The organism is Rhodothermus marinus (assembly GCF_009936275.1).
GTDB classification, from domain to species: Bacteria; Bacteroidota; Rhodothermia; order Rhodothermales; family Rhodothermaceae; genus Rhodothermus; species Rhodothermus marinus_A.
In genome coordinates, this window is record NZ_AP019797.1 from 1591263 (window position 1) to 1617171 (window position 25909).

20 protein-coding genes and 2 pseudogenes are annotated in these 25909 nt (G+C 61.4%); 17 read left to right on the plus strand and 5 right to left on the minus strand.

The window, feature by feature from the left end; genetic code table 11:
* The first annotated feature begins 3 nt into the window (after positions 1 to 3).
* The 10 genes from pnp to GYH26_RS06975 all read left to right on the plus strand — a co-directional run bounded on the left by pnp (position 4) and on the right by GYH26_RS06975 (position 11219).
* Positions 4 to 2322, plus strand: a complete 2319-nt coding sequence (gene pnp / locus GYH26_RS06930) for a polyribonucleotide nucleotidyltransferase (RefSeq protein ID WP_161541029.1) — start codon at positions 4 to 6, stop codon at positions 2320 to 2322.
* 89 nt (positions 2323 to 2411) lie between these two features.
* Entirely contained in the window at positions 2412 to 3668 is a 1257-nt protein-coding gene (locus tag GYH26_RS06935; RefSeq protein WP_161541030.1) for a M16 family metallopeptidase, read from the plus strand.
* Between the two features lie 79 nt (positions 3669 to 3747).
* Complete coding sequence (locus tag GYH26_RS06940) at positions 3748 to 4680, plus strand: SDR family oxidoreductase (RefSeq protein WP_012843818.1); 933 nt, start codon at positions 3748 to 3750, stop codon at positions 4678 to 4680.
* Between the two features lie 3 nt (positions 4681 to 4683).
* Positions 4684 to 5436, plus strand: a complete 753-nt coding sequence (locus GYH26_RS06945) for a segregation and condensation protein A (RefSeq protein ID WP_161541031.1) — start codon at positions 4684 to 4686, stop codon at positions 5434 to 5436.
* Positions 5423 to 6058, plus strand: a complete 636-nt coding sequence (scpB, locus tag GYH26_RS06950; RefSeq protein WP_161541032.1) for an SMC-Scp complex subunit ScpB — start codon at positions 5423 to 5425, stop codon at positions 6056 to 6058. The genes GYH26_RS06945 and scpB overlap by 14 nt, the downstream gene beginning before the upstream one ends.
* Positions 6059 to 6159: 101 nt before the next feature.
* The gene (locus GYH26_RS06955; protein WP_161541033.1) at positions 6160 to 6966 is read left to right on the plus strand and encodes a pseudouridine synthase; all 807 of its coding nucleotides are present in this window, start codon (positions 6160 to 6162) and stop codon (positions 6964 to 6966) included.
* The gene (gene guaB, locus GYH26_RS06960) at positions 6938 to 8452 is read left to right on the plus strand and encodes an IMP dehydrogenase (protein WP_161541034.1); all 1515 of its coding nucleotides are present in this window, start codon (positions 6938 to 6940) and stop codon (positions 8450 to 8452) included. The genes GYH26_RS06955 and guaB overlap by 29 nt, the downstream gene beginning before the upstream one ends.
* A gap of 14 nt (positions 8453 to 8466) precedes the next feature.
* Positions 8467 to 9537: a M24 family metallopeptidase gene (locus GYH26_RS06965; protein WP_161541035.1), complete on the plus strand. Its 1071-nt coding sequence runs from the start codon at positions 8467 to 8469 to the stop codon at positions 9535 to 9537.
* A 3-nt stretch (positions 9538 to 9540) separates the two neighbouring features.
* Positions 9541 to 10830: a glycosyltransferase family 4 protein gene (locus GYH26_RS06970; RefSeq protein WP_161541036.1), complete on the plus strand. Its 1290-nt coding sequence runs from the start codon at positions 9541 to 9543 to the stop codon at positions 10828 to 10830.
* On the plus strand, positions 10815 to 11219 hold the full coding sequence (locus GYH26_RS06975; RefSeq protein ID WP_161541037.1) for an ATP-binding protein: 405 nt from the start codon (positions 10815 to 10817) through the stop codon (positions 11217 to 11219). The genes GYH26_RS06970 and GYH26_RS06975 overlap by 16 nt, the downstream gene beginning before the upstream one ends.
* Here the strand turns inward: GYH26_RS06975 and miaA are convergent.
* Positions 11216 to 12139, minus strand: coding sequence for a tRNA (adenosine(37)-N6)-dimethylallyltransferase MiaA (miaA, locus tag GYH26_RS06980; RefSeq protein ID WP_161541038.1), 924 nt, complete (start codon positions 12137 to 12139; stop codon positions 11216 to 11218). The two genes, GYH26_RS06975 and miaA, sit on opposite strands and share 4 nt — an antisense overlap.
* Positions 12140 to 12258: 119 nt before the next feature.
* Here miaA and GYH26_RS06985 point away from each other — a divergent pair, with 119 nt between their 5' ends.
* Positions 12259 to 12504, plus strand: a complete 246-nt coding sequence (locus tag GYH26_RS06985; RefSeq protein ID WP_161541039.1) for a hypothetical protein — start codon at positions 12259 to 12261, stop codon at positions 12502 to 12504.
* 21 nt (positions 12505 to 12525) lie between these two features.
* On the opposite strand, the gene GYH26_RS06990 is transcribed toward GYH26_RS06985, so the two are convergent.
* Positions 12526 to 13455 carry a tyrosine-type recombinase/integrase gene (locus GYH26_RS06990; RefSeq protein WP_161541040.1) on the minus strand — a complete coding sequence of 310 codons (930 nt, stop codon included), beginning with the start codon at positions 13453 to 13455 and terminating at the stop codon, positions 12526 to 12528.
* 274 nt (positions 13456 to 13729) lie between these two features.
* Here GYH26_RS06990 and GYH26_RS06995 point away from each other — a divergent pair, with 274 nt between their 5' ends.
* The 3 genes and pseudogenes from GYH26_RS06995 to tnpB all read left to right on the plus strand — a co-directional run.
* Positions 13730 to 15559, plus strand: a complete 1830-nt coding sequence (locus GYH26_RS06995) for an SWIM zinc finger family protein (RefSeq protein ID WP_161541041.1) — start codon at positions 13730 to 13732, stop codon at positions 15557 to 15559.
* A 390-nt stretch (positions 15560 to 15949) separates the two neighbouring features.
* Positions 15950 to 16495, plus strand: a pseudogene (locus GYH26_RS07000) (IS607 family transposase); the annotation flags it as partial.
* Positions 16492 to 17676, plus strand: a pseudogene (tnpB, locus tag GYH26_RS07005) (IS607 family element RNA-guided endonuclease TnpB); the annotation flags it as partial. The pseudogenes GYH26_RS07000 and tnpB, both read left to right, overlap by 4 nt.
* A gap of 697 nt (positions 17677 to 18373) precedes the next feature.
* Here tnpB and GYH26_RS07015 read toward each other — a convergent pair.
* The 3 genes from GYH26_RS07015 to GYH26_RS07025 all read right to left on the minus strand — a co-directional run bounded on the left by GYH26_RS07015 (position 18374) and on the right by GYH26_RS07025 (position 20192).
* Positions 18374 to 18787 (minus strand): putative toxin-antitoxin system toxin component, PIN family, encoded by a 414-nt coding sequence (locus GYH26_RS07015; RefSeq protein WP_161541042.1) that lies wholly within the window; start codon positions 18785 to 18787, stop codon positions 18374 to 18376.
* Positions 18784 to 19002, minus strand: coding sequence for a CopG family ribbon-helix-helix protein (locus GYH26_RS07020; RefSeq protein ID WP_012845356.1), 219 nt, complete (start codon positions 19000 to 19002; stop codon positions 18784 to 18786). Before GYH26_RS07020 ends, GYH26_RS07015 begins: the two co-directional genes overlap by 4 nt.
* Before the next feature lie 200 nt (positions 19003 to 19202).
* Positions 19203 to 20192: a helix-turn-helix transcriptional regulator gene (locus GYH26_RS07025; protein ID WP_161541043.1), complete on the minus strand. Its 990-nt coding sequence runs from the start codon at positions 20190 to 20192 to the stop codon at positions 19203 to 19205.
* A gap of 175 nt (positions 20193 to 20367) precedes the next feature.
* On the opposite strand from GYH26_RS07025, the gene GYH26_RS07030 reads away from it, so the two are divergent.
* The 3 genes from GYH26_RS07030 to GYH26_RS07040 all read left to right on the plus strand — a co-directional run bounded on the left by GYH26_RS07030 (position 20368) and on the right by GYH26_RS07040 (position 25907).
* Positions 20368 to 21318: a hypothetical protein gene (locus GYH26_RS07030; RefSeq protein WP_161541044.1), complete on the plus strand. Its 951-nt coding sequence runs from the start codon at positions 20368 to 20370 to the stop codon at positions 21316 to 21318.
* Positions 21319 to 21681: 363 nt separating this feature from the next.
* Complete coding sequence (gene brxF / locus GYH26_RS07035) at positions 21682 to 22140, plus strand: BREX-3 system P-loop-containing protein BrxF (RefSeq protein ID WP_161541045.1); 459 nt, start codon at positions 21682 to 21684, stop codon at positions 22138 to 22140.
* A 29-nt stretch (positions 22141 to 22169) separates the two neighbouring features.
* Positions 22170 to 25907 (plus strand): DUF6079 family protein, encoded by a 3738-nt coding sequence (locus tag GYH26_RS07040; protein ID WP_161542389.1) that lies wholly within the window; start codon positions 22170 to 22172, stop codon positions 25905 to 25907.
* Positions 25908 to 25909 lie beyond the last annotated feature (2 nt).

A 25909-nucleotide genomic window follows, 5' to 3' on the forward strand; every position in this document is an offset into this window, starting at 1 on the left:
GTTATGATGACGCAGGCAACCATTCACGAAATCGAATTCGCCCCGGGGAAGACGCTGCGGCTGGAGACGGGGCGTCTGGCCAAGCAGGCCAATGGGGCCGTGGTCGTCCGTCAGGGCGACACGATGGTGCTCTGCACGGCCGTGCTGGCCGACGAACCCAAGGAGGGGCAGAGCTTTTTCCCGCTGACGGTAGAATATCGCGAGAAATTTGCCGCCGGTGGCCGAATCCCAGGCGGCTTCATCAAGCGAGAGGGACGACCGACGGATAAAGAGATCCTCTCGTCGCGACTGATCGACCGGGCCATCCGACCGCTGTTTCCGGATGGCTTCTTCCACGAAGTGCAGATCATCTGCTACGTGATCTCGGCCGACGATCGGTACGACGCCGACGTGCTGGCCGGCACGGGCGCTTCGGCTGCCCTGTTGCTGGCTGGTGCGCCCTTCGACGGACCGATCGCCGAAGTGCGTGTGGGACGCATTGACGGCCAGTTTGTGGTTAACCCCACGCTCAAAGAACTCGAGCAGAGCGACATTAATCTGGTGGTGGCCGGTAAAGAGGACGCCATCGTGATGGTCGAGGGCGAGATGAAGGAGATCAGTGAGGAGGACATGCTCGAAGCCCTCGAGGTGGCGCACGAGGCCATCCGCAAGCTCTGCCGGGGCCAGCTCGAATTCGTGGAAGCGCACGGGCGTCCGGAACCCTTCCCGTACCAGACGACCACGCTTCCGGAGGAGCTGATCGACCGCGTGCGGGAACTGGCCGTGCCGAAGCTGGAAGCGCACCTGCGCGCACCCTACGAGAAGCAGACCTTCTACGAAGGACTGGAGCAGATCGGTGAAGAGACGGTCGCGGCCCTGCTGGGCACGACCGACGCGGAAGGTAACCAGGTGCTGGCCGAAGCCACACCCGAGGGGTGGACGGCCGACCAGATCCGCAAGGCGGTCTCGCAGGTGACCCGCGAGGTCATGCGCCAGATGATCCTGCGCGAAGGGCGCCGGATCGACGGCCGCGGCCTGGACGAAATCCGGCCGATCTGGATGGAGGTAGGCTATCTGCCCCGCGTGCACGGCTCGGCCATCTTCACGCGTGGCGAAACGCAGGTGCTGGCCTCCGTGACGCTGGGCACGTCGAAAGACGTGCAGATGATCGACCAGATCTTCGTCCAGGGCGACAAGCGGTTCTTCCTGCACTACGAGTTTCCGCCCTTCTGCACGGGCGAGATTCGCTTCCTGCGTGGACCGGGACGGCGCGAGATCGGCCACGGCTATCTGGCCGAGCGGGCGCTGGCCGCCATGCTGCCGGACGAATCGTCGTTCCCCTATACGATCCGCGTCAATGCCGACGTGCTGGAGTCGAACGGCTCCTCGTCGATGGCCAGCGTATGTGCCGGCTCGCTGGCGCTCATGGACGCCGGCGTGCCCGTCAAGAAGCACGTGGCCGGCGTGGCCATGGGCCTGATCAAAGAAGGCGACCAGGTGGCCATCCTGACCGACATCCTCGGCACCGAAGACCACCTGGGCGACATGGACTTCAAGGTGGCCGGCACGCGCGATGGCATCACGGCCTGCCAGATGGACATCAAGATCGGCGGGCTGACGCGGGAGATCATGCAACGCGCGCTGGAGCAGGCACGCCGCGCCCGGATGTACATCCTGGATCTGATGGAACAGACCATCGAGGCGCCGCGCCCGGACCTGTCGCCCTACGCACCGCGTCTGACGCAGATCACGATCGATCCGGAGTTCATCGGCGCCGTGATCGGTCCGGGAGGCCGTGTGGTACAGGGCATCCAGCGCGAAACGAACACCACGATCGAGATCGAGGAGCGCGACGGCGTGGGCGTGGTCACCGTGGCGGCCACGAACCAGGAGAACGCCCAGCGTGCCATCGAGATGATCAAGCAGATCGTGGCCGTGCCCGAGGTGGGCGCCGAGTACGAGGGCATCGTGCGCAGCATCCAGAGCTTCGGCGCCATCGTGGAGATCATGCCTGGCAAAGAAGGGCTGCTCCACATCTCGGAACTGGACCACGGCTACGTGAAGGACATCCACGACTACCTGAAGGTCGGCGACAAGGTCCGCGTCAAGTTGATCGAAATCCGCGAGGATGGCAAGCTGCGGCTCAGCCGCAAGGCCTTCCTGCCGCCGCCGGAGCCCGAAGCGAAAAACGGCGAACCGGCACGGGAGCAGGCGAGCGCCGAGCGGAGCGGGCCGCCGCGTGATCACGCTTCCGGACGCTCTCATGGGCCCGGACACGGTCGCGGAGGCCGGAGCGGACGGGGGCGCGGACCGGATCGCGGACGCGGTGGACGCCGTCGCTAAACGCCAAACCGAACGCAGGATGCGTAGAGGAGGCGGGGGCTGATTGCTCTCGCCTTTTTTGTGTAGGCGTAAGCAACACGAAAGAAGCGATGTCGGTGAAAGTTGTAGCAGATACCGTTACCTACCAGAAGACGGTGCTGCCCTGTGGGCTGCGCATCGTGACCGAAACGATTCCCTCGGTGCGCTCGGTGGCCGTCGGTCTCTGGGTGGATGTGGGGAGTCGGGACGAAGCCGAGGAAGAGGCCGGCATCACGCATTTCATCGAACACATGGTGTTCAAAGGCACCGAGCGACGCCGCACGCACCAGATCGCCCAGCGCATCGAGTACGTCGGCGGCTACCTGAACGCCTTTACCACGAAAGAGCATACCTGCTACTACGTGCGGGTGCTGGATGAATACCTGGATCGGGCACTGGACACGCTGATCGATCTGGCTTTCCGGCCGCGCTTCCCGGAGCGCGAAATCGAAAAGGAGAAAGAAGTAATCCTTGAAGAGATGAAGATGTACGAGGACACACCCGACGAGTACATCTTCGATCTCTTCGAAGAACTGGTCTATGCCGGGCATCCGCTGGGACGGCCGATTGTGGGACGGGAGGAGACGGTGCGCTCGTTTACCCGGGCCATGCTGCTGGATTTTATGGCGCGGCATTACACGCCGGATCGTATGGTGCTGGCGGCGGCCGGACGCCTGACGCATGAACGGGTGGTGGCCCTGACGGAACGGCTGTTGCGAGGGGTGGCGTTGCGTCCGACCAACCACCGGCAGCGACAACCGGTGCCGCCTTACCGCCCCGGCGAGCGCGTCGAGCGGCGCAGCGTGCAACAGGCGCATCTGGTGCTGGGCGGGCGCGGGTACGACCTGCACCATCCGCACCGCGCCGCGCTTACCGTGCTCAACACGATCCTGGGGGGCGGTATGTCGAGCCGGCTCAATCAGAACATCCGGGAGCGGTACGGTTACTGCTACAACATCTATTCGTTTGTCAACCTGCACTCGGATGTCGGCGACTGGGGCGTCTATATGGGAACGGACCCCCGGCGGGTGTCGCGGGCCGAGCAGCTCATCCGGCGCGAGCTGGAGCGGCTGGTGCAGGAGCCGGTGGGGCGGCGTGTGCTGACGCACGCCAAGAACCAGGTCAAGGGGACGCTGATGCTGGGGCAGGAGAACATGAGCAGCCGGATGATGCGCTTGGGGCGGCAGGAGCTGTATTTCGGTCGCTATTACAGCCTGGACGAAGCGCTACAGGAAGTAGATCGGGTGACGGCCGAGGAGGTGCAGGCGGTGGCGCGTGAGTTGTTTGCCGAGCAGCCGTATTCGAAGGTAGTGTTATTGCCGGAATAGTCTGGCGGAAGGGGCTTTTGCAGGCTCGGATTATTTCGTAGCTTTGGGCAAGATTCTGTCAACAAAATCCGTTATTGCAATGCAAAAAGTGCTGGTAACTGGAGGCGCCGGCTTTATCGGATCGCACGTAGCCGACGCCCTGCTAGAAAGGGGATACGAGGTGCACATTCTGGACGACTTCTCTTCGGGACGTGAAGAAAACGTGCCGGCCGGAGCCGTGGTCCATCGGATGGACGTCCGGGATGAGGCCGTGGCCGATCTGTTTGCGCGTGAGCGGTTTCCGATTTTGATCCATCACGCTGCGCAGATGGACGTGCGCCGCTCGGTGGCTGATCCCAAATTCGATGCGGACGTCAACATCATGGGACTGCTGAACCTGATGGAAGCCGGGCGGCAACACGGCCTGCAGAAGGTGATCTTCGCCTCGACGGGCGGGGCCATTTACGGTGAGCCGGACTACGTGCCCCAGGACGAAGACCACCCGGTGCGGCCACTTTCGCCTTACGGCATCACGAAGCTGGCTTCTGAAAAGTACCTCTACTTCTACGAGCAACAGTACGGCATCCCGTACGTCGCGCTGCGCTACGCGAACGTGTACGGCCCCCGGCAGAACCCCCACGGAGAAGCCGGCGTGGTGGCCATCTTCACGCAGCGCATGCTCGAGGGTAAGCAGCCGGTCATCTACGGCTCGGGCGAGCAGACGCGCGACTTCGTGTACGTCGGCGACGTGGTGGAAGCGAATCTTGCCGCACTGGCCTATCCGGGCTCGGGAGTGTTCAACATTGGAACGGGCATCGAGACCAGCGTCAACCAGCTTTTCCGCACGCTTCGGGATCTGATCAACCCCGAAGTGCCCGAAGTGCATGGCGAGGCCAAGCCGGGCGAACAGCAGCGCAGCGTGCTGGGCTACGAACGGGCTCGCCGCGAGCTGGGCTGGGAGCCCCGGGTGTCGCTGCAGGAAGGACTCCGGCGCACGGTGGAGTGGTTCCGCGCGCGGGTGACCGTCGGCTGAACCATGTATCGCGTTCGGCTTCCCGTCTTCGAAGGTCCCCTGGACCTGCTGCTTTACTTCATCCGACGGGATGAGCTGGACATCTACGACATTCCGGTCGCCCGCATTGCCGACGAGTTTCTGGCCTATGTGCGCCTGATGGAGGAGCTTGACCTGGACGGTGTGGGGGACTTTCTGTACCTGGCCGCCGTGCTGCTCCATATCAAGGCGCAGATGCTGCTGCCGCGCCCGCCAGCGCCGGCCGACAACGAAGCGGAGCCGGCCGATCCCCGCCAGGAGCTGGTGGAGCGGCTCCTGAATTACCTGCGCTATAAGGACGCTGCCGGACGGCTGGATGCGCAGGTCGAGGCGCGGCAGCAGCTCTACACGCGGGGCGCAGCGGCCGGGGCAGGGGATGAAGTGGCTGAGCAGGGACCGCCGCCGCTGGCGCCGGTACCCCTGTTTGAGTTGCTGGATGCATTGCGGAGAGTGCTGGAGCGTCGGGTCGAACCGCCAGCGCATACCGTCCGGCGAGAGATCTACAGTGTGGAGGCGCAGATGGATTACGTGCAGGCGCAGCTGCAGGACGGCCGGGCGCGTCCGTTCGGGGAGCTGGTGGCCGGGCGTCCGCGTGGATTCGTGATCGCCACGTTTCTGGCCGTGCTGGAGCTGGCCCGGCAGGGCAGGATATGGATTCGGTTGCTGGACGGCCGGGAAGATTTTCTGGTGGAAGCCTGCGAAGCAACGGCGATGGAGGAGGCCGATGTTGCAGCCTGAGCGCAATGGAATGGCGGCCACGCCGCTGATGCAGGGGATCGAGGCGTTGCTGTTTGTGGCCGATGCGCCGCTTTCGGCCGAAGAGCTGGCCGCGCTATGGGAGCGGGCCTACGGCACGCGGCCGGAGGCCGGAGAGATCGAGCAGGCCATCGCGGCGCTCAACGACGTGTATGAAAAGACCGGCCGCGTTTTCCGGATTTATCGCTGGGGGGGCGGTTTTCGGCTGGCCACGATGGCTTCAGTAAGTCCGTTATTGCAATGCTACAAACAACAGGAAGTCAAACTATCTCAGACACTGCTCGAAACGCTCGCGATCATCGCCTATCGCCAACCGATTACCAAACCTGAAATCGACCACATTCGTGGGGTCAACTCCGACTATGCCATTCGACGACTGCAGGAACTGGAGTTGATCGAAATAAAAGGGCGCAGCGATACGGTCGGACGGCCGTTGCTGTACGGTACCACGCGACGTTTTCTGGAGCACTTCGGGCTGAACAGCTTGGATGATCTCCCGGAGCTGCCGGAACTGCAACAACTGCTCGAAAATCCGGAGATCCAGCGCGAGCATCTGCGCCTGCTGTATCCCCTTGAACCCGAGCAGGACGAACCTTCCGAATAGAAGACACCCGCTATCTTCAGACAACCGGGCACTTCCGACACCGGCATTTCGTTTACTCCGACAACCCGCACTACTGGAGAAAAAATTTGGCTGGAGGGACGATGACGGTGTCGGATAAGTCCTCGCTGATCCGCCTGAATCGCTACCTGGCCCGGGCGGGCGTCTGTCCGTCCCGCCGCAAGGCCGACGAGCTGATCGCCAGCGGACAGGTACGCGTCAACGGCCAGGTGGCGCAACTGGGCATGCGCGTTGGACCGGACGACATCGTCGAGGTCAACGGTGTTCGCGTCGTCCCCCAGACGCAGGCGCTCTACATCCTGATGAACAAACCCCACGACACGATTACCACCTGCGAGGACGAACGTGGACGCCGGACCGTCCTGGATCTGATCAACCTGCCTCCTGAACAGAAAAACGGACTGTTTCCGGTTGGCCGGCTCGACCGTAACACCACCGGCGTGCTGCTGCTGACCAACGACGGCGAACTGGCCAACCGGCTGATGCATCCCCGCTACCGGGTCGAAAAAATCTACGTAGCCCGGACGGCCCGACCGGTCAAGCCGGAAGAAGCCGAACAGCTCCGCCGGGGCGTACAACTCGAAGACGGACCGGCCCGGGCCGTTCAGGTGGCCGTCAATCCGGCCGACCCGCACGAGATCGCCCTGATGATCTACGAGGGACGCAACCGGCAGGTGCGGCGCATGCTGGAAGCCATCGGCCACGAAGTGGTTCAGCTCAAGCGCACGCATTACGCCGGGCTGACGGCCAAAGGCGTGCGTCCCGGCAAATGGCGCCGTCTGACCGACGCCGAGGTGCGCCGTCTGTACCGCCTGGTCGGCCTCAAACCTCCGAAAACCTTCAAAACCCTGCCTATTGGTCATGGAGACGCAAACGCTGTCAAGCGCTGATATTCTCGAACGCATCGCCTGGAAATTCGTCGGCGAGGGGCTGACCTACGACGACGTGCTGCTGGTGCCGGCCCGCTCGGCCGTCATGCCGCGCCAGGTCTCCACGAAGACCTGGCTCACGCGTAACATCCCGCTCAACATCCCGCTGGTATCGGCCGCCATGGATACCGTCACCGAGGCGGAGATGGCCATCGCCATCGCCCGCGAAGGGGGCGTCGGCGTGCTGCACAAGAACATGACGATTGAGCGCCAGGCGGCCGAGGTGCGGCGCGTCAAGCGTTCCGAAAGCGGGATGATCATGGATCCCATTACGCTGCACCCTGACGATACCGTTGCCGACGCCCGCCGCCTGATGGCCCGCTACTCGATCGGCGGCATCCCGATCGTCGATCAGGAAGGCAAACTGGTGGGCATCGTCACCAACCGCGACCTGCGCTTCCAGACCGACAGTCAGCGCCCCCTGCGTGAGGTCATGACCTCGCAGGGGCTGGTCACCGCCCCGGTCGGCACCACGCTGGAGGAAGCTGAGCGGATTCTGGAGGAAAACAAGATCGAAAAGCTTCCGGTCGTCGACGAAAAGGGCTACCTGAAGGGCCTGATCACCTTCAAGGACATCGAGAAGAAGCGGAAGTACCCGAACGCCTGCAAGGACGAGCACGGCCGCCTGCGCGTTGGCGCCGCCGTCGGCGTGACGGCCGACGTGCTGGACCGCGTTGCAGCGCTGGTCGAAGCGGGCGTCGACTTTGTCACGGTCGATACGGCCCACGGCCACTCCGAAGGCGTCCTGCGCACCGTCGAACTGATCAAAACGCACTTTGAAAACCTGGACGTGGTGGCCGGCAACGTGGCCACGGCCGAAGGCACACGCGATCTGATCGCTGCCGGAGCCGACGCCGTCAAGGTGGGCATCGGACCGGGATCGATCTGCACAACCCGGGTAGTGGCCGGCGTCGGCGTACCGCAGCTCACGGCCGTCATGATCTGTGCGGCAGAAGCCCGACCGCGCGGCATCCCGATCATCGCCGACGGCGGCATCAAACACACCGGCGACATTCCCAAGGCGCTGGCGGCCGGTGCCTCCAGCGTGATGATCGGTAGCCTGTTTGCCGCCGTGGAGGAAAGCCCCGGCGAGACCATCATCTACGAAGGACGCAAGTACAAGAGCTACCGGGGCATGGGTTCGGTAGGCGCCATGGCGGCCGGCAGCAAGGACCGTTACTTCCAGGACGCCGAAGACGACCTGGCCAAACTGGTGCCCGAAGGCATCGAGGGCCGCGTCCCCTACAGCGGACGCCTCAGCGAAGTGGTCTACCAGATGATCGGCGGCCTGCGGGCGGCCATGGGTTACTGCGGTTGTGCCACCATCGACGAACTCTACGAAAAGGCCCGCTTCGTACGCATCACGCCGGCTGGCGTTCGCGAAAGCCACCCGCACGACGTCTATATCACCAAGGAAGCGCCCAACTACTGGCTGCGCTCTTTCTGAAAGGACTGAATTGCATGACCGCAGCGCGCATTGCCCGCATTCAGGAGCGACTGAGCCAGACCGACGCCGACGCCGCGCTGATCTCGGCGCTTCCGGACATCCGATGGGCCTGCGGCTTCAGCGGCTCGAACGCGCTGCTGCTGGTCCGACGTGACGGGGCGCATTTTCTGACGGACGGCCGTTACACCACCCAGGCCGAACAGGAAGTACAGGACATTCCCCGGCACACGGCCGGCCCCGATCTCATGCGTTACGCGGTAGCGCAGGGACTGCTGGAAGGCGTTCAACGCCTGCTCTACCAGGCCGACCACCTGACCTGCGCCCGCCTGCGGGCGTACCAGGAACTGCTTCCGGATATCGAGTGGATCGGCGTGGAAAACTGGCTGTGCGAGCTGACGGCGGTCAAGGACGAAACCGCCCTGCAGGCCATCCGCCAGGCTCAGGTCATCACGGAACAGGTCTTCGAAGAAATCCTGCCGTTGATTCGCCCGGGCACTACCGAGCGCGAGCTGGCGGCTGAAATCGTCTACCGCCATCTGCGGCGGGGCGCCGAGCGCATGGCCTTCGATCCGATCGTCGCTTCGGGCCCGAACAGCGCCCTGCCGCACGCCCGTCCTACCAACCGGGCCTTCGAAGTGGGCGACGTCGTGCTGCTGGACTTCGGCTGCCACGTGGACGGCTACGCGTCCGACATGACCCGGACCGTCGTTATTGGCCCGCCTTCCCGAAAAGTCGAGCAGGTCTATGAAACGGTCCGTGCAGCCCAGGAGGCCGCGCTGGCGATCGCCCGTGCCGGCATAACGGCCGCCGAGCTGGATCAGGCGGCCCGCTCGGTGATCGAAGCGGCCGGGTGGGGCGAGTACTTCACCCACAGCCTGGGGCATGGCGTCGGTCTGCAGGTGCATGAATGGCCACGGATTGCCTCCGGCAACGAGGAGTTGCTGCCTGTCGGTGCGGTCGTCACCATAGAGCCCGGCATCTACCTGCCCGGACGTTTCGGCATTCGCATCGAAGATCTGATTGTACTGAAGCCCGACGGCCACGAGAACCTCACCCGCCTGCCCCGTACGCTGCTCATCCTGTAAGCCATGCGCCGGGTGCTGCTCATCGCGTATTATTTTCCCCCGATGGGGCTCAGCGGCGTGCAGCGCATGGCCAAGTTCGCCCGCTACCTGCCGGACTACGGCTGGGAACCCATCGTGCTGACCGTCCACCCCGGCGGCTACTTCGCCTACGACGAGACGCTGCTGGCCGAAGTGAAAGCCGCCGGCGTTTCCATTCACCGGACCCTTTCCCTGGACCCGACCCGTCTGTTTCGAGGCCGAAAGCCGGTTCCATTGCCTGCCGAATCCATCCGGCGACGCTGGAGTCGGCTCAACGGCTGGCTGTTCATACCGGACAACAAGATCGGATGGCTACCGCCAGCCGTCTGGACCGGCCGACGCCTGATCCGCTCGGCCCCGATCGACGTGATTTTTGCCTCGGCACCACCGGCCACGGCCCTGCTGATCGGCGCGCTGCTGCAACGGTGGAGCGGTCGCCCGCTCGTGCTCGACTATCGCGACGACTGGCTGGAAAACCCCCGCCAGATCTATCCCACCCGCTGGCATCGCCGACTGCATGCCCGGCTGGAACGATGGACACTCCGACACGCCGCCTGCGTCACCACAATCAATCCACACTTGCAACAGGCTATCGCACAACGCATCCCACCCGGGGGGCCGTCCGTCCATGTGATTCCGCACGGGTTCGATCCGGCCGACTTCGAGGCTGTGGCCCCGGAGCCGCGCTCTGACCGCAAACTGCGCCTGCTCTACAGCGGCGTGTTCTACGATGCCCAGCAGCCGGACGACTTTCTCCGGGCGCTGGCCCGGTGGCTGGCGGAGCAGCCTGAGGCACGCGCCCACATAGAGGCCGTTTTCGTCGGACTCGTTCCACCCCACACGCCCGCGCTGATCGACCGGCTGGGGCTGCACGATGTGGTGACGCTGCGCGGATACCTGCCACATCGCGAGGCCATTGCTGCATTGAAGGCGGCCGACGTGCTCTGGCTGACGGTTGGCGAGCAGCCAGGCGCTGCCGGCATCAGTACGAGCAAGCTGTTCGAGTACATCGGAACCCGCAAGCCCATTCTGGCGCTGATACCGGAAGGGGTAGGGCGGCAGGTACTCGCCGAGTACGGCGCGGCTTACCTGACACCCCCGCACGACGTGGAAGCCATCGTGCAGGCGCTGCAACGTCTGTACGAAGACTGGAAGAGCGACCGGCTGCCGAGCGGAAATGCTTCGATAGTGGCACGATACGATCGACGGCGGCTTGCCGGTCAGCTGGCTGCCCTTCTGGAAGAAACCTTGCAACAGACATGCAAAAGCGCCTGAAAATTGCCAGCCGATTCGAAGAAATGGAACAGGCACTGCTCCAGATCGAAGCGCTGGTGCGCACCCTTCATTTTTCCCCCGAACTGATCGACCGGCTGCTGGTCGTGGCCAGCGAGGCCATCACCAACGCCATCCGCCATGGCAATCGCGAAGACCCTGCCAAACAAGTGCACATCACGCTGGACACCCGGGACGACACCATTGAGCTCTGCGTGGAAGATGAAGGCCCGGGTTTCGATCGCGAACGCATTCCCCGCTACAATCCGAACGACCCCGAAATGCTGCTTCGTCCCTACGGACGCGGCCTTTTTCTGATGGAAGAGCTGGCCGACGAGGTTTTCTACGAAGACGGCGGGCGACGCGTGCGCATGCGCCTGCACCGCCGCTAATCGAGTTTGATCCACTCGAAGTCGAAACGCCGGAACCAGGTGAGCTGGCGCTTTGCGTACCGCCGGGTGTTGCGCTGAATCAGGCGCCGCATGGTTTCCCGATCGTACGCACCCTGCAGATAGCCAATGACTTCCTCGTACCCGATCGTGCGCAGCACATCCAGATCCGGACTGTAGCCTGCCTCCAGAATCCCACGGACTTCCTCGACCAGTCCGGCCGCCAGCATCTGATCCACCCGGCGATTGATCCGCTCGTAGAGCACAGGCCGATCACGATAAAGCACGATGGTTCGAAACGTGTAGGGCGAAGGTCTGTGGTGCCGGTGGTAATAGGTGATGGGCCGGCCGGTGCCATGATAGACTTCCAGCGCCCGGATGACCCGCTGCGTCTTGGTGGAATCCAGACGGGCGGCGGCCTCCGGGTCGACGCGCTGCAATTCGGCGTAGAGCGCTTCCGGTCCTTCGGCGTGAATCCGCTCGTTGAGCCAGCGACGGACGGCCGGATCGACGTCGGGGATTTCCGCCAGCCCGAACTGCAGCGCGTAGAGGTAGAGTGTGGAACCGCCTACCACGAGCGGGACGTGCCCGCGGGACAGGATTTCGCCAATGCGCTCCCATGCGGCAAAGGCGAAGTGCCCGGCCGAAAACGGCTCGTCCAGATCCAGTTCGTCGATGAAATGATGCCGCACGCGCTGAAGTGCCTCGTGAGGCGGTTTGGCCGTCCCAATGGTCATCTGACGATAGATCTGGCGACTGTCGGCCGAGATGATTTCGGCCTGCAACGCTTCGGCCAGCTCCAGACTCAGATCCGTCTTGCCGACCGCCGTCGGTCCGGCCAGAATCAGGAACGGTCCCTGCTCGGACAGATGTCGCCGTTGCCAGGCGGCCAGTTCGGTAAGGATTTCCTTTGGAGCGGTCATTTTTCTCTGGAAAACCGGAAAACTTTTTACACGCAGGGCTTGCGCACGGCGGCACAATTTTTATAATTGGTTAACAGGAACGTGGCGGAAGCGATTTTCTTCAGGACGATCGGGAGATCATGGACTGGGTCTATCAGGTCATCGGGGTGTTGCTGGCACTGGCGCCCATGATCGTGGGGACGATCCTGTGGCACTTCATCTGGAAGAACAACGATTCCGGCTCGTCACAGGACCCTCCGCCTCCGGGTGATCCGTGGCGGCGGCCGGTACCGCCTCCGCCGAGGCTGCACGGCGATCGGGGGCCGCGTTCGTCCGAGCGGCCGCGCGTGACCATGCCGCGCAAGCCCGTCCGCCTTTTACGCTGAAGTCTGCTTCAGGCGCCGGTTTCAGAGGTGCACGTAGTCGGCGGCGTTGTCGTCGAGAAAGTCCTGCTGGTGCACGTAAACCATCGTGGTCTGGATGTCCGCGTGCCGTGCCTGAGTCCGCACCTTGTGCAGCGGCGCGCCGCCCTGTACGGCCAGCGTGATCCCCGTGTGACGGAGCGTATGCGCGCCGATACGTCGATCCAGTCCGATCTCCCTGGCCAGTCGTGCCACGATGTTGTAGATGCTCTGCGCCGAAAGCCGCCGGCCCCGTGAGTTGTTCGAGAAGCTGCGCCAGACCGGACCCCGTGCTTCGCCATAAAAGGCCGCCAGCCGCTCGAGCGACGTCATGCAGTGCGGCGGGATCTTGACGATTTCCTCGGTGCCTTTCTTTGTGCGCGGCAGCCGGAGCACGTAGTGCGCACCGATCTTGCGAATGTGCTCGAAGTTCATGGCGGCCGCCTCGCTGCGTCGCAGCCAGCAGTAGAGTAGCACGCGCACAAGCGCTTCGTCCCGAATGCCCGTGCGGGGATGCGCCCGCGCCGCCTCCAGCATCTGACGAGCCTCCTCGCGCGAAAGCGTCACGATGTGGCGCTCTTTCGAGGCGCGGGGCAACTGCACCAGGAGCCGGACCACCGGCGAGCGGTCGACCAGTTCGACGGCCTCGGCCCATTTGAAGAACGAACTGACCGCGGCAATCTTGCGTCGGAGCGTATTTTCGGCGCAACCGCTGCGCTTGAGGTGCTCGATGTAAAGGTTGACGTGTGCGAAGGTGACGCTGCGTACGTTCTCCAGCGAAAGCCGTCCGTCTTCGAAGAAGAGGCCGAAAAATTCTTCCAGGTCGTTGCGGTAGGCGCGGCGCGTGTTTTCCGAGCGACAGCGCGAGAGAAACAGCGGCAGCAGATCGTCGGCAAAGGCGCTGGCTGCAGGCAGCGGCAGTTTTTCGGGCAGCATAGGCCGACCTCGTCTGGTTTGTGCCTCAACTTAACAAAAAAGCAGCAGGCGTGCCAGTCCGGAGCTGCGGGGTAACCTTTCCGATGGCTTGAGAAGTCCGGCCTTCCATTTTTAGGTTGAAAGCATGCCGGATGTTCAGAAAGGACCTGCTGTATGAAAAAGTGGCTTCAGAGCTGGTGGCGACGGATAAGGGACGTAACTGACCGATCCTGCGGAACCTATTGACCACCGGCTATATCTCCCTCGAAAAAGAAACACGAACGCTTTTTCCAGCATGGCGCAGAAGCAGACCCGGCCTGAAATACTGCGCCTTTCCGAGGCCGATATCCGGCGCCGCACCACCGGTAAGACATGGGTGCGTGGCCTGCAGTACTTTCAGGAGGGCCACGTCCTGCGGGCTGTCTGGCGAGGCGCGACGCTGACCGCCGAGGTGCAGGGCAGTGAGTACATGCCCTACGTCGTACACGTCTCGTTCACACCGGAAGGCAACCTGCAAACAGCCACCTGCACCTGCCCCTATGAGGGGTTGGGCGACTGCAAACACATCGTGGCCGTGCTGCTGTACCTGCTTCATCATGCGCAGGATGTTCCGCAGCGTGCTTCGCTTGAAGAACTCCTTGAAAGCATGAGCCGTGAGGAACTGATTGAACTGATACATCAGCTGGCGGCCACTCACCCCGAGGTCATCGAGTTGATCGAGACGTTCAGGCATGTCCCCCGAGTAGAAAGCAACGCCCGGTCTGGTTTATCTCCTGAGGTGGATGTAGCCGCACTGGTCCGAAGCCTTCGCACCGAACTATACCAGCTGGCGCAGGCTTACCTTTATTACGATCCCGATGCGTTCGAGGAGGAATTGCCGTTTACCGAGCTATTCGACCCGCTGCTCGAGCAGGTGCAGGCGCAACTGGCCGAGGGAAAGCCTCGGGAAGCGCTGGCAGCCCTGGAAACATTGACCATGGCCTGGCAGGAAGCCTGCCGGGATGTCCAGGTGGAATGGCTTATCCAGACGGGTTTGCTGGAAGACGAGCCATGGCTGCAAAAACTGGGCATGCTCTGGGCCGAAGCATTGCTCTCGCTGGAGCTCTCAGCCGAAGAAAGGGAACACTGGATTCGGCGCCTTGCTCGATGGGTTCGATCTCTGCCGGGCGGTGAGGCGCTGGAGATTGCCGTCACGGCAGTCCGACAGGGCTGGGATGACCCTGCACTGGTGGCCGCCATGCAGGGACATATTACGGAGCAGGGCGCCTGGGAAAGCGAGCCACCGGATTTTGCAGACGATCTGGCGATAATTCGTCTTCGCATTCTGGAGCGGCAGGGACGTGTGCGGGAATTCCTGAACCTCGCGCAGGCGGAAGGGCAATATGTACCGTACGTGCGCAAACTGGTGGAAATCGGCCAGTACGACCGTGCCGTTGAGGAAGCCAGAGTCCTGCTGGCTTCGCCGGCAGAAATCATGGAGATCGTAAAGGCGCTATGGGCGCACCACCGTCAGGCTGAAGCGTTTGCACTGGCCGAATATGGATTGGAGCTTCCAGAGACACTTTCGCGGGTAGACAGGGAGGAGTTGGCCGTGTGGCTTCGGGATCAGGCCGACAGCGTCGGCCAGCGAGAACTGGCCCGAAAAGCTGCCTGGGAGGCTCTCCGGATCAACCCGACCCATGACAACTATCGTCGTCTGGTCACGCTGCTGGGATCGGAATGGTCTGCCGTCCGCGAGCGCGCCCTGGAAATGGTAGAAGCGCATGCGCTGGGGCCGGAAGAGGCGGTAAGAATCTTCCTGGAAGAAGGCGAATATGAGCGGGCCATGCGTGTGGTGGAAGCGGACCGATGGTGTCCGGATGCGGTGCTATTGGAAGTTATCGATGTAGTGCGCGAAATGGCTCCATCGTGGGCGTTTGCGCAGTGCCGCGCTCGGGCCGAGGCGATCATGGACGCCGGACGAGCGGACGCCTACCACGAAGCGGTGCACTGGCTGCAGAAAGGCCGGGATATTCTGCGTGAGGCCGGCGACTTGGAAACGTGGCAGCGATACCTGACCTCGCTGCTGGATAAACACCAACGCAAATACAAACTACGGCCGATGCTTGAGCAGCTGAAGCTGTAGCATCTTATTTTTTCTCCACAATTCTGCAGTTTTTGCTTCGCGACCATGCCTGTCTCCGGCGGCCTGACGAGATCGATGCGGCAAAAGCGGCCTTCGGGAAGTCCGCAGGTAGTGTTGCGTCTTTGTGCCTTTGCTCCGGAGCCTCCCGTGTACTCTATGGGCAACATTTTGGATAATTAATATGGTAATACGGTATCACCGTAATGCCTGAAACTTCTAAAAAAAGGCCAGACAAAAGCCTGGAAACTTTGATTTTAAGGAGTTGTGTCGCCTGGTAGAGTGTTTTGGCTTTGAATTTGCCCGGGAGAAGGGTTGACAACAGCTGAAGTTTGAGGTATCACTCATAGAACTTTATGATATTTCTGTGGAATTATGAAGCTGTCCGATTAGGCCAGAAAGCACGGCGTCTCTTACAAGACGGCGTGGAAGTGGTGGAAGGCGGGCATTTTGCCAGTACGGGCACGGCAACTGCCGACGGGTACGATTCTGGTAGAGGAAGAGGCGGTGCCTGAAGCTCATGGGGAGGTAGTGATCTACGCGCGGGTGTCGTCGGCCGAGCAAAAAGGGGATCTGGACCGACAGGTGGCGCGGTTGGTCGGGTGGGCGACCGAAAGGCACTTGCGTGTGGCGCGGGTGGTGACGAAGGTGGCCTCTGGTCTCAACGGACGGCGCAGGCAACTGCGGGCGCTACTTGCGGACCCGCGGGTAGCGGTTATCATAGTGGAGACGCGGGACCGACTTATGCGTTGGGGTTTCGATCTTGTGGAGGCAGCTTTTGCGGCGCAGGGACGCAGGATCCTGGTGGTTGACGACCGAGAGGTGGAGGAGGACCTTGTGCGGGACGTACTGGAGGTATTGACGTCGCTGGCGGCGCGGCTCTACGGACGGCGTTCGGCCCGCCGCCGGGCACAACGGGCGCTGGAGGCCATACGGTGAAGGCACATCAGGCGTTTCGATTTGAGTTGGACCCGAATGCCAGCCAAAGACGGGCGCTGGCCAGGCACGTGGGCGCTGCCCGCTTTGCCTACAACTGGGGCCTGGAACAGTGTCTGAAGGCTCTGGAAGCGGGGGAGCGGATTCCTTCAGCCGTGGAGCTTCACAGGGCCTGGAACCGTTGGAAGCGGGCGCACGCCCCCTGGTGGGTGGAGGTCTCCAAGTGCGCGCCGCAAGAGGCCTTCCGAGACCTCGAGCGGGCCTTCCGGAGCTGGCGGGAGAGGAGGGCCGGCTTTCCCCGCTTCAAGCGAAAGAAGAGCCTTGACGACAACAAAGCCCGCTTTACCGGGGCCATTCGGGTCTTTGCCCGTCACATTCAGCTCCCCCGCATCGGGAAGGTCCGGAGCAAAGAGAAGACGGACAGGCTTCTGACTCTTCTTTCCGCGGGCAAGGCGCGCATTCTGTCTGCCACGATCTCTCGGGAGGCCGACCGCTGGTATGTGAGCCTGACCAGTGAGGTGGAGCGCCCCGACCCCGAACCCAAGGAGGTGGGAAGCGAGCACGATATCGTAGGCATAGACCTCGGCCTCTCCGCCTTCGCCGTCCTCTCCGACGGCACCCGGATAGAAGCCCCCAGACCTCTGGGGAAAGCCCTCCGGTTGCTGAGGCGGCGAAGCAAAGCGCTGAGCCGTAAGCAAAACGGTTCCAATAATTACTGCAAGGCCACGCTCCGGCTGGCGAGGCTCCACCGCAGGGTGCGGAACATTCGCCGGGACTTCTTGCACAAGGTCACCACTGAGCTGGCGAGGACCAAGCCAGTGCTGGTGATCGAAGACCTCAACGTGAAGGGTCTGATTCGTGGTCGTCTGTCCCGGTCGGTGGCTGATATGGGCTGGAGCGAGTTCCGGCGGCTGCTGGAGTACAAGTGCCACTGGTACGGGAGCAGGCTGATCGTGGTGGACCGTTTCTTCCCCTCGACGCAGACATGCGCTCAATGTGGCACTGCCGGTCGGAAGCTTCCGCTGTTTGAGCGGACGTTCCGGTGTGAGCAATGCGGTCTGGAGTTGGACCGCGACCTGAATGCGGCCTTGAATCTATGGCGCTGCGGGCTGGCCACCCTGAACGGCCCTACCGCGAGTTCCGCGGGAAGTGACGCCTGTGGAGACTCCTCTGGCGGCGGAACCCTCCGAGTCATGGGTCGAGGAAGCAGGAAGAAGTCCGGGAATAAAATTCCATGGATTTCGGAACGGCTGGTGGAGGCCTGTGTGCTGAGCGCGCAGCCCGACGTGTCGGCGCGGCGGCGGTGCCGATGGCTACGGGCGGCCCTGACGCTGATCGAAGCAATTGAGGATGAAGAGGTGCAGGAGGGCTTGCGTGATTTCGTGGGCATGGCTGCGGTGGAACTGGGACATGCACGGTTGGTGCGGCAGATAGCGGCAACGATGCGGGCTCTGGGCGAGGAAGCCGAAGCGGAGCGTCTCTGGCTCCAGGCAGCGTTGCTGGAGGGGCGGAACCGACGCGACGAGCGGCTTGCCACGCTGCCTGATGCGGAGAAAAACGCGCTTTTGCCGCTGGTGTTTGACGGGCTTCGTCGACGGGGGCGCTATGGTCGAGCCGGTGAGCTGGCCCGGCTCATCCCGGATCCGTGTAGGCGGTTAGCTGCATTGCTCTTGCTGGTGCGTGCGATGGCCGGGATCGTGCCTCATGGCGAAGGCACACTGGTCTCCCTGCTGGTGGTGTCGTAAGCAAGGACGATTCCGGACATTTCGGGTGACTGACGCCTTGCTGGCAGGTGCTCTGAGGACAGATTCTGGAGTGCGAGGCTGTAGGATGACGAGCGTGGGGGAGCCGGATCGGGAAGCGGCGCAAGACTGAGAAAACTTACCTGGAAAGCATCGATTCCAGAAAACTCCGTGGGTCCATGATCCGCGGGCGGTGCAGGAGATCTCCTAGTGCCAGCAGGTCGCCGTCCCCGGTAATCAGCACATCTGCTTCGGCTTCGATAGCTGCGGCAAGTATCTTACGATCATTTTCGTCTTTCAATTTGTCCAGAGGAAATCCAGACGTGTCCGGGGGAGTAGGAACGACAGAATGGTGCCTGAGAAAAGCCTCAACGCGCTGCACCTCGTCCGATGGGAGTCCAAACTTATCCAGCAGCACGCGCTTTACCTCTTCGAGCACCACCTCGGAAACGGTCAATTCGTGTCGGGCGATTACCAGACGAATCAGATCGGCACACAGGCCGCGCGTCCCAAATCCGCTTACAATGACGTTTGTGTCGAGGAAGACCTTCACGACACCTCAGCAAAAACATCTTCATCGGTCAGGTAACCCCGACGCTGAGCTGCTTCAAGGACGCGACCACGCAGGCGTTCGAATTCCAGTAGCGCCAGATGGCGCTGAAGCGCTTCGCGGATGATTTCGCTGGACTTGCGTCCGGTTTCCTCGGCCGTTTCTTTCAGGCGGCGGGCCAGCTCATCATCGATGCGACAGGTAAGTACGGTGCTCATGGTACACCAAATGCAAAACGTATTACGATGTAATACGATGGCAGAAACATAACGTCATGGAGCGGGGCGGGTTTCGAAAAATCAATGGGGAGCCCGGTTGCGAGAAGATGGTCTCGGAGCATTTTGGCCCATAGCGGCTGTGACGATTCGAGCCGCTTTACGAAGGGCGCTGCGGACATCGGACTTTTGCGTGTCCGCTTTCAGTCGGACAGGGAGGTGGAAGAGGCACTATAGCTCGCCTGCATGGCCGCCAGTTCTTCTCGGATGCGCGCAACCAGCTCCGGCGGCTCCAGCGCCTGCACATCGCGCCCCCAGCTCATCACAAACGCCCGCATCACTTCCAACCCCGGCCCTTCGTAGGACACCACCAGACTCCCATCCGGACGCTCTTCCTCGATCACCTGTCCTGTAAAGTACTCTCGCTCGCGGAAGCAATGCGCCACGCGGGCGCTGACCCACAGCCGGTAGGTGTAGTATTGATCGTCGGCCACCGCACCCAGCGCGTCGGTCGTGTAATAGACCTCCGGATCGAAGTCGGGCCGTTCGAACGTCTCGTAGAGGAGCGCCCGGGCGGCGCGGATGCGGGCCAGCGAGAAGTTGGTCGGGCGGCGACGCCGGTGGCACCAGGCCGTCAGCTGCACGGCATTGCCCACGATGGCCAGACACAGCGGGTTGATCCGTCGATTTCGGTCCAGGCCGCGCCGGGGATGGTCGTAGTCGATTTCGAGCACGCGGTTTTCGAGCAAGGCCTCGAGCACGGCTTCGAAGATGAGGGGATCGACGTGGGTGCGGGCGATGGCCTGGAAGTAGAAGCGGGGCTTGAGATGCTCGGGCTGCACGGCGAAGTAGACGGGGCGGAGCTGCGTGCCCAGGCGCTGGAGCAGCTCGCGCAGGTTCTGGCCCAGCGGCAGGCCTTCGAGCAGCGAGGCGGCTGCAGCGCCGGCCACGCCCAGCGCCAGCACTTCGCGCTCGGTCAACTCCAGCTGGACGCTGGTGGTCTCTCCGACCAGCAGGGCCAGTTCATAGTAGACGTGCCGTCCCTGACGGGACTTGCGTAGCAGGCCTTCGGCTTCGAGCTGGCCGGCCAGGCGACGCACATGGCGCACGTCGCAGCGAAGCAGAGCGGCCAGTTCCTTCTGCGTGTGCGGACGCTCCTGCAGCAACGCGAGCAATCTGGTTCGCAGCGACATCGTCTCGGCAGGACGGGCTTCCGGTAGGCAGAGTATCGGCGGAGGTCCGTGGTTTTCAATAGGGGGAGCGCCGGTGGATGAAGCCAGAAGCGGACCTGAAAATGTCCGCTTTCGGAGAGGGGCCGCGTAGATTACAGGTGGAAATTGTCCTTCAAAACCAAACCGTGGAGGTACTATGGCGAAGCGTTACGAGAAGCAGCTGAATCGGCTGTTCGACTACCTGACGGCGGTGCATCAGGAGTTGGTCGGGTCGCGTCGTCGGCGCTGGGTGTTCGATCTGGACGAGGAGCTTCCGTTTCCGTTCGATGATGAGGAGGAGGCGACTCGGAAGCAGGGCGAGGGTTTTGTGGCGGAGCGCTGGCAGGAGGTGGCACCGGAGCGTTACATGGCCGCGCAGGGGCTTACGGAACAGGAGCGGCGTCTGGTGCGGGTGCTGCTGATGCAGGCGCTCTTGGAGCGGACGTCGTTTCGGCCGTTTTGCGGTCGGTTGTCGCAGTTGATGCCGCTGCTGGTGCGGGAGCGCGCTTCGGGCGAGCAGTTCGAGGTGCTGCGTGCGTTGCTGCCGACGTCCCGTTTGCGCAAGAGCGGGATGGTCAGGGTGCAGGGGGCACTGTTGGGAGACGATCCGCGGGTGAAGTTGAGCGAGGAGGCGCTGGTGGGGATGCTGGGCGAGTCGGTGTTTGTGCTGCTGGGTCTGGAGCCGCTGAGTGGCCCGAAGGGGTCGGTGCCGGAGGGTCTGGAGCTGGACGTTTCGCAGGGGCTCTGGGTGAGTTGCGGTGCGTCGGAGCTTGAGACGGTGGCCGGGATGCTGGCGCGCCTGACGGGCGGCATGGCCTGGCGCGCGCCGAAGGAACTGGACGTGGATGCTTTGCCCGAGGAGTTGCTGGTGGGGGCCTTTCGGGTGCACGGAGGCGTGCTGGTGCTCGAAGAGGGGGGCGACTACATGAAGTCGACGCTGCGGAAGCTTTCGCGCCAGATCCCGGTGCTGGAGGTGCAGCCGCAGGCGGAGTTGCTGCGCGTGAAGCATCCGGCCGTGTCGGCGGCGTCGTCGGCGCTGGAGCGGTGGTTGGCTTCGGTGCTGGCCGGAGGTGATGGTGTGGCGACGGAAGCGCCGGTGCTTTGCTGAAGGAAGGGGTGTATGTTGAACCGCAAACACAGGAGGTGGGCTATGTATTCGGCGAAGGTAGACAGAGACGGGCACACGGTTCGGGTGTATGATGCGCGAGGCGGCGTGTTGTTCACGCGGTCGGTGCCTGGTCGGATCGTGCAGGTAAACATAAGCGGGAATTTGCTGTCGGTGGTGGATGATCGGGGCACGCTTCGGGCGTACGAGCTACCGCGTGGGCAGCTGAAGTATCAGCGGTGAGTGGGGCAGGGGGTGCGGGTCCTGAGGGATCCGCACCCCCGATGTTACAGGAAGGTTCAGGTGTCTGAAGGTGAAAGATCCGATAGTAACTTCAATAGGAGCGCTATCAGATAGTCGGGGCCTATGGAGGTAGTAGACCACATAATGGCAAAAATAGAAGAAGCACGGTTGCAATACTACCGGCTTGTTCTTCTGGTCGGCCCTATGGGAAGCGGTAAGACAAGCGTTCTGCAGGAGGTTTCAAAACGTGTCACTGTCCCGCTTGTTAATGTCAATCTTGAGCTTGCACGGCGACTGCTGGAGATAAGCCCGCAGCAACGACCATTTAAGGTGCAGAAGCTTCTTGCGGATATCATCAGCGAAATCAAAGGGGATGTAGCGCTCCTTGATAATCTGGAATTGCTGTTTGACGTCCATTTGAACCAGGACCCGCTGCGTTTGCTTCAGCAGCTTTCCCGGAATAAGACCATTGTGGCGACCTGGAATGGTGCTGTTTCGGAAGGTCACTTAACCTACGCAAGCCCAAACCACCCGGAATACAAAAAATACAGTCTTAGCGACACGCTTGTAGTACCATTGTAAAAAAAACAAAAGTTTGTGTCATGATGGGGGTGAAGTATCGCGATCTGATTCAATTTGAGCCGGTTGAGACCGTTGTCCAGCTGCGAGAAGCCGATAGGCTGGCCGCCGCCCGCCAGCTGGTCCGCACGTATGTCATCTCCGAAGAGATGGCTGAGCGGATCATAAACGTGGTTTTGCCTAACCTGCAGTTCGACCAGCCAGCCGATAACAAAGGGTTGTTGGTAGTGGGCAACTACGGTACGGGTAAGTCGCACCTGATGGCCGTCATTTCCGCCATCTGCGAAAGTGCCGAGCTGCTGAACGAACTCAGCCACCCTCAGGTGGCCGAAGCCGCTCAAGTCGTCGCCGGCAGGTTCAAGGTGGTCCGTACCGAGATTGGAGCTACCACTATGCCGCTGCGGGATATTCTCACGAAAGAGCTAGAGGAGCACCTGGCGGCGATGGGTGTGATATACACGTTCCCGAAGGCTGATCAGGTTGTGAACAATAAGACGGCCTTCGAGGAAATGATGAGCGCATTCCATCAGACTTATCCGGACCATGGGTTGCTTCTGGTCGTAGACGAGCTTCTGGACTATCTGCGTACTCGAAAGGACCAGGAGCTGATTCTCGACCTTAACTTCCTTCGGGAAATAGGCGAGATTTGCAAGGAGTTGCGTTTTCGTTTTATAGCGGGGGTACAGGAGGCGATTTTTGACAGCCCTCGATTCGCTTTTGTGGCCGACAGCGTACGTCGAGTCAAGGACCGCTTTGAACAGATCCTCATTGCCCGCCGCGATGTGAAATTCGTCGTTGCCGAGCGCCTGCTCAAAAAAACCGGCGAGCAACAGGTCAAGATAAACAATTACCTCAGGCCCTTCGCCCGCTTCTATGGTAACATGAACGAACGGATGGACGAATTCGTCCGTCTTTTCCCGGTGCATCCGGACTACATCGATACCTTTGAGCGCATTACAGTGGTCGAGAAGCGGGAGGTACTCAAGACGCTTTCAATGGCGATGCGAGCGCTGCTCGACCAGGAGGTTCCGGAGGACAGACCCGGTCTGATTGCATACGATAGCTACTGGGATACCCTGCGCAGCAATCCCGCCTTTCGTACGATCCCCGAAGTAAAGGAAGTCATTGAGGCAAGTCAGGTGCTGGAATCTCGCATTGAACAAGCATTCCCTCGTCCTCAGTACAAGCCGCTGGCTCTGCGGATCGTCCATGCCCTTTCGGTTCATCGGTTGACTACAGGAGACATCTACGCCCCCATTGGCCCGACTGCTCAGGAGCTTAGGGACAGCCTCTGCCTGTACCAACCAGGAATTGAAGAGCTGGGAGGTGATCCCGCCGAAGATCTGCTTACCCTCATTGAAACCGTTCTGAAAACAATCCAGCACACTGTCAGCGGCCAGTTCATCTCTTACAATCCAAATAACGGCCAGTGGTACCTGGATCTCAAAAAAACAGAAGACTTCGATGCCCTTATTGAGAAGCGCACCGAAAGTCTGGACGACACAGCCCTGGATCGCGCCTACTATGAGGCGTTGCTGATCGCAATGGAAAAGAAAGATGTGCCGACCCATGTGACCGGGTACCGCATCTGGGAACATGAACTGACTTGGCCAGCGCGAAATGCCGGACGGAGAGGATACCTGTTCTTTGGCTCGCCCAATGAACGTTCAACGGCCGTTCCGCCACAGGACTTCTATCTCTACTTCATCCAGCCGTTCGCTCCACCTTCTTTTAAAGATGAAAAGAAAGCCGATGAGGTTTTCTTCAATCTGAAGGACTTTAGTGAAGAATTTCTTCAGGCGCTACGTTTTTATGCGGCGGCGCGGGATCTGGCCTCCTCCGCAACCGGCCACGCAAAGAAAGCATACGAAGACAAAGCGTCAGGATATCTGCAGCAACTGGTGCAATGGCTGCAGGAGCATGCCGCTGAAGCATTCCATGTGACCTACCAGGGACGAAGCCGGCCCCTGCGTGAATGGATTCAGGGGAAGACCATTCGTGAAGCGGCTGGCATTTCTCCTCACGAGCGGATAAGCTTTCGGGATCTGATCAACATTATTGCCGCACATATTCTCTCGGCTCACTTTGAAGATCTGGCACCAGAGTATCCACGCTTTTCGGTGCTCATAACCAACCAGAACCGTGCGCAAGCAGCGCAGGATGCACTACGTGCAATTGCCGGGCAGGGCCGCACCAAGCAGGCTATCGCTGTACTTGATGCGCTGGAGCTTCTCGACGGCGAGCGGCTTGATCCGTATCACTCTCGGTATGCTAAATATGTGCTCGAACTTCTCAAACAGAAAGGGCCGGATCAGGTAACCCTGCGCTCGGAGCTCATCCAGGACGTTCATGGCGTGGAATATTTTGCCCCAGAGAAGGGATACCGACTGGAGCCGGAGCTGGCCACCGTCGTCCTTGCTGCTCTGGTTTACTCTGGAGATGCGGTGTTGGCCATTCCCGGTAAAAAGTTTGAGGCCACAAATATTGCCGAGCTTGCGAGCACACCCGTTGCCGATCTGGTCAAGTTCAAGCATGTTGAGCCTCCAAAGGAGTGGAATCTCCCCGCACTTCGGGCGCTTTTTGAATTGCTTGGCCTGGCGCCGGGTATGGCGCAGCTTGTCACTCAGGGAAAGGATGAGCCGGTTCAGCAACTTCAACAGGCCGTTGAAACGAAGTTAGATGAACTGGTGCGGGCTCAGCAGCTGCTACAGGAAGGGGTGGGGTTCTGGGGACAGCCCCTGATCGACGAAGAACAGGTGCGAACCTGGCGTGCCCGGCTCCAGAAAACCCAATCGTTTCTGGAATCGTTGCACGTATTCAACACCCCGGGCAAGCTGAAAAACTTCCGCTACGACGCTTCGGAGATCAGGCAGCATGAGGATGGCCTGAGAGTCCTGGAGCAGATCAAGTCCCTGCAGGAGCTGGTTCAGGCCCTGAGTCCGGTGGCTTCGTATCTGTCTGAAGCCATGCGTCTGATGCCCGAAGACCGTCCGTGGGCAGAACGGGCCCGAGATGTCAGAACACAGGTGCTGAAGCAGGTAGCAGACCTCGCGCGACAGGGAGCAGTTGCTGATGCGATCGGCCCACTTCGCCAGACCCTTGAATCGCTCAAACGGGATTACATAACAGATTACCTTGCATTGCACGCCCGGGCGCGACTGGGCATTAACGAAGACCGACGAAAGGCGGATCTCCTGAAGGACGAGCGTCTGAAAAACCTGCAAGTTCTGGCCACGATCGAAATTCTGCCACACCAGCAGCTTGTCGCCCTGCAAAATCGCTTGGCCAACCTGAAAAGCTGCTTTGCGCTCACTGAAAGAGAGCTCGAGACATCGCCCATCTGCCCCCATTGTAACTTTAATCCCGCAGCGGAGCCCGTGAAAGCTTCCGCTGCAGCCGTGCTTGATGGTCTCGATCAGGAGATTGACAACCTGCTGGAGTCCTGGATTCGTGCGTTGCTGGAAAACCTGGAAGATCCGACCATCCGCGGTAACCTTGAGTTGCTTAAGGCTGAAGCCAGAAGACAGGTAGAGGCGTTTCTGGAATCCGGCCAGCTTCCCGATCCGCTGGTTCCTGAGTTTGTTCAGGCCCTCCAGGAGGTTCTGTCCGGGCTGGTCAGGGTTACGGTAAAAACCGAAAATCTTCGGGCCGCGCTTCTTAAAGACGGTTCGCCGGTAACACCGGAGGAGCTTTTACGGCGCTTTCAGGCCTATCTGGATGAACTCACCAGGGGCCATGAGCAGGGTAAGGTGCGTATTGTACTGGAATAATC

Bases quoted from the DNA above. Each gene is read 5' to 3' on its own strand.
- GYH26_RS06975 (WP_161541037.1), top strand. From the start codon at position 10,815: ATGCAAAAGCGCCTGAAAATTGCCAGCCGATTCGAAGAAATGGAACAG.
- GYH26_RS06965 (WP_161541035.1), top strand. From the start codon at position 8,467: ATGACCGCAGCGCGCATTGCCCGCATTCAGGAGCGACTGAGCCAGACC.
- guaB (WP_161541034.1), top strand. From the start codon at position 6,938: ATGGAGACGCAAACGCTGTCAAGCGCTGATATTCTCGAACGCATCGCC.
- GYH26_RS06990 (WP_161541040.1), bottom strand. From the start codon at position 13,455: ATGCTGCCCGAAAAACTGCCGCTGCCTGCAGCCAGCGCCTTTGCCGAC.
- miaA (WP_161541038.1), bottom strand. From the start codon at position 12,139: ATGACCGCTCCAAAGGAAATCCTTACCGAACTGGCCGCCTGGCAACGG.
- brxF (WP_161541045.1), top strand. From the start codon at position 21,682: ATGGAGGTAGTAGACCACATAATGGCAAAAATAGAAGAAGCACGGTTG.
- GYH26_RS06945 (WP_161541031.1), top strand. From the start codon at position 4,684: ATGTATCGCGTTCGGCTTCCCGTCTTCGAAGGTCCCCTGGACCTGCTG.
- GYH26_RS06935 (WP_161541030.1), top strand. From the start codon at position 2,412: ATGTCGGTGAAAGTTGTAGCAGATACCGTTACCTACCAGAAGACGGTG.
- GYH26_RS07020 (WP_012845356.1), bottom strand. From the start codon at position 19,002: ATGAGCACCGTACTTACCTGTCGCATCGATGATGAGCTGGCCCGCCGC.
- scpB (WP_161541032.1), top strand. From the start codon at position 5,423: ATGTTGCAGCCTGAGCGCAATGGAATGGCGGCCACGCCGCTGATGCAG.
- GYH26_RS06940 (WP_012843818.1), top strand. From the start codon at position 3,748: ATGCAAAAAGTGCTGGTAACTGGAGGCGCCGGCTTTATCGGATCGCAC.
- GYH26_RS07025 (WP_161541043.1), bottom strand. From the start codon at position 20,192: ATGTCGCTGCGAACCAGATTGCTCGCGTTGCTGCAGGAGCGTCCGCAC.
- pnp (WP_161541029.1), top strand. From the start codon at position 4: ATGATGACGCAGGCAACCATTCACGAAATCGAATTCGCCCCGGGGAAG.
- GYH26_RS06970 (WP_161541036.1), top strand. From the start codon at position 9,541: ATGCGCCGGGTGCTGCTCATCGCGTATTATTTTCCCCCGATGGGGCTC.
- GYH26_RS06995 (WP_161541041.1), top strand. From the start codon at position 13,730: ATGGCGCAGAAGCAGACCCGGCCTGAAATACTGCGCCTTTCCGAGGCC.
- GYH26_RS07030 (WP_161541044.1), top strand. From the start codon at position 20,368: ATGGCGAAGCGTTACGAGAAGCAGCTGAATCGGCTGTTCGACTACCTG.
- GYH26_RS06985 (WP_161541039.1), top strand. From the start codon at position 12,259: ATGGACTGGGTCTATCAGGTCATCGGGGTGTTGCTGGCACTGGCGCCC.
- GYH26_RS06955 (WP_161541033.1), top strand. From the start codon at position 6,160: ATGACGGTGTCGGATAAGTCCTCGCTGATCCGCCTGAATCGCTACCTG.